Annotated in this window: 3 protein-coding genes; 2 read left to right on the top strand and 1 reads right to left on the bottom strand. The window is 70.4% G+C overall.

What is annotated here, in order from left to right; genetic code table 11:
- Both K6I33_RS33915 and K6I33_RS33910 read left to right on the top strand, forming a co-directional pair.
- Positions 1-293, top strand: a 293-nt coding sequence (locus tag K6I33_RS33915; RefSeq protein WP_308297364.1) for a malic enzyme-like NAD(P)-binding protein, incomplete at its 5' end; no start/stop codon positions are given.
- 288 nt (positions 294-581) lie between these two features.
- Complete coding sequence (locus tag K6I33_RS33910) at positions 582-863, top strand: HU family DNA-binding protein (protein WP_071961969.1); 282 nt, start codon at positions 582-584, stop codon at positions 861-863.
- 417 nt (positions 864-1,280) lie between these two features.
- Here K6I33_RS33910 and murA read toward each other — a convergent pair whose 3' ends face one another.
- The gene (gene murA / locus K6I33_RS33905; RefSeq protein WP_229358648.1) at positions 1,281-2,624 is read right to left on the bottom strand and encodes a UDP-N-acetylglucosamine 1-carboxyvinyltransferase; all 1,344 of its coding nucleotides are present in this window, start codon (positions 2,622-2,624) and stop codon (positions 1,281-1,283) included.
- Positions 2,625-2,913 lie beyond the last annotated feature (289 nt).

Here is a 2,913-nt window from a genome sequence, read left to right as displayed (position 1 = left end):
CCGCCGCCGTGGTGGCCACCGGGCGTTCGGACTTCCCCAACCAGATCAACAACGTGCTGGTCTTCCCCGGCGTCTTCCGCGGCCTGCTCGACGCCCAGTCCCGCACCGTCAACACCGACATGATGCTGGCCGCCGCCCGCGCCCTGGCCGACGTCGTCGCCGAGGACGAACTCAACGCCAACTACATCATCCCCAGCGTCTTCAACGACAAGGTCGCCGGAGCCGTCGCGGGTGCCGTCCGGGAGGCCGCGAAGGCCGCCGGGGCCGCTGTGACAGGCACCACGACGGTCTGACGCACGGCGCGTCGAGTGGCGCGACGCCGCTGGGCCCCCCATAAGGTGTCGGGCAGACATCCGGCCGCAGAAATGCGGCCACATCCGAGGCTGTGGCAGCTGGCCGTGGCGCTTTCCGTGTGACTCTCCAGGGTGCCGGATTGGCTTTCCCGCCACTGGTGGGGGCAGGATGCGTAACCGGGCGCGAGGGTCTGGCAAACGGACCCGGGTCCGGGGACTGTCCGAGGGCCCTGGCAGCATCGGCTTCGATCTCACGCCTCATTGGCAAGAAGAACACGGGAGTACAACATGAACCGCAGTGAGCTGGTGGCCGCTCTGGCCGACCGCGCCGAGGTGACCCGCAAGGACGCCGACGCCGTTCTGGCCGCGCTCGCCGAGACCGTCGGCGAGATCGTCGCCAAGGGCGACGAGAAGGTCACCATCCCCGGCTTCCTGACCTTCGAGCGCACCCACCGTGCCGCTCGGACCGCGCGCAACCCGCAGACGGGCGAGCCGATCCAGATCGCTGCCGGTTACAGCGTGAAGGTCTCCGCGGGCTCCAAGCTCAAGGAAGCCGCGAAGGGCAAGTAAGCCTTCAGCTCGAAGGGCGGCCACCCATGGGGGTGGCCGCCCTTTTGGCGTATCAGGGGAGCATGCCCCGTCTCGATGCCGCGTAAACGGCCCGTGTACGGCCCGTAAAGCCCCTAACGCCTCGTCAGGGTGCCCTGGGCCCCACCCGAGGCGGTTCGGGGCCCTGACGGCCCGGCAGCGAGTTCCGCCCTCCCCGCCTCTCCGGGGACGCGCCGCACGCGGTGCCGCAAACGCCGGACGGGGCTGACGTATGTCAGCCCCGTCCGGGGGTTCGAGGGGGCGGAGCCCCCTCGGAGAAGCGAAGGAACCGTCAGGCGGCGGAGTCGCCCGGCATCTCCACGTTGGCACCCAGATCCCGCAGCTTCTGCATGCTGTGTTTCCCGGGGGACGACCCCCGGACCCCCAGCCGGGGCGTGGTCAGCCCTGCGCAGCGGGCTCGGGCATCTCGACGTTCGCCCCGAGGTCCCGCAGCTTCTGCATGAAGTTCTCGTAGCCGCGGTTGATCAGGTCGATGCCGTGCACCCGGGACGTCCCCTCCGCGGCCAGGGCCGCGATCAGGTACGAGAAGCCGCCGCGCAGGTCGGGCACGACCATGTCGGCGCCCTGGAGCTTCGTCGGGCCGGAGACGACGGCCGAGTGGAGGAAGTTGCGCTGGCCGAAGCGGCAGGCGGAGCCGCCCAGGCACTCGCGGTAGAGCTGGATGTGCGCGCCCATCTGGTTGAGCGCGGAGGTGAAGCCCAGGCGGGACTCGTAGACCGTCTCGTGGACGATCGACAGACCGCTCGCCTGCGTCAGGGCCACGACCAGCGGCTGCTGCCAGTCCGTCTGGAAGCCGGGGTGGACGTCCGTCTCCAGCGCTATGGCGTTGAGCGGGCCGCCCGGGTGCCAGAAGCGGATGCCCTCGTCGTCGATCTCGAAGGCGCCGCCGACCTTGCGGTAGGTGTTGAGGAAGGTCATCATCGACCGCTGCTGGGCGCCGCGGACGTAGATGTTGCCCTTGGTGGCCAGCGCCGCGGACGCCCAGGAGGCCGCCTCCAGGCGGTCCGACAGGGCGCGGTGGTTGTAGCCGCCGAGCTTGTCGACACCGGTGATCCGGATGGTCCGGTCGGTGTCCATGGCGATGATCGCGCCCATCTTCTGCAGTACGCAGATGAGGTCCTCGATCTCCGGCTCCACGGCCGCGTTGGACAGCTCCGTGACGCCCTCCGCCAGGACGGCGGTCAGCAGGACCTGCTCGGTGGCGCCGACCGACGGGTAGGGCAGGCGGATCTTGCAGCCGCGCAGCCGCTGCGGGGCCTCCAGGTACTGGCCGCCCTCGCGCTTCTCGATCGTCGCGCCGAACTGGCGCAGCACCTCGAAGTGGAAGTCGATCGGCCGGCCGCCGATGTCGCAGCCGCCCAGGCCCGGGATGAAGGCGTGGCCGAGGCGGTGGAGCAGCGGGCCGCAGAGCAGGATCGGGATGCGCGAGGAGCCGGCGTGGGCGTCGATGTCCGCGACGTTGGCGCTCTCCACGTACGTCGGGTCGAGGACCAGCTCGCCGGGCTCGTCGCCGGGGCGGACGGTCACACCGTGCAGCTGGAGCAGACCGCGCACGACGCGGACGTCGCGGATGTCGGGCACGTTGCGCAGCCGGCTGGGACCGTGTCCGAGCAGCGCGGCGACCATGGCCTTCGGCACGAGATTCTTCGCGCCGCGGACGCGGATCTCTCCCTCGAGCGGGGTACCGCCGTGGACAAGCAGGACATCGTCAGGGCCGGTCATGGATCTCGCGTTCCTGGAGTTGGGCAGGGGGCAAGAAGAAAGGGTAATGCGACCGGGGGGCCGTTCTGGTGCCCCGAGGGCCCGGAAAGCACGTCATGGGTTTGTCACAACACTCTGCGTTTATGGAATGGTCGCTACCGGTTATCACCGGGGCGTCGCGGGACCGCCCCGCGGGCCCGGGCTCACGCCCCCGGCGGTCATTTCGGCGCTTTCCGTGATCGCGGGGTCGCTTTCGGTCACTTGCGCGGGCGCCGCACCCGTGCGCCCCCGCCCGCCCCGGGCCGTGGCC

It is taken from the genome of Streptomyces sp. UNOB3_S3, assembly GCF_020740895.1.
Classification (GTDB): Bacteria; Actinomycetota; Actinomycetes; order Streptomycetales; family Streptomycetaceae; genus Streptomyces.
Note: the sequence above shows the minus strand (reverse complement) of the source record. Positions and strands in the feature narration are given on the sequence as shown.

Excerpts from the sequence above, each read along its gene's own strand:
- murA (WP_229358648.1), bottom strand. The coding sequence starts at position 2,624 with ATGACCGGCCCTGACGATGTCCTGCTTGTCCACGGCGGTACCCCGCTC.
- K6I33_RS33910 (WP_071961969.1), top strand. The coding sequence starts at position 582 with ATGAACCGCAGTGAGCTGGTGGCCGCTCTGGCCGACCGCGCCGAGGTG.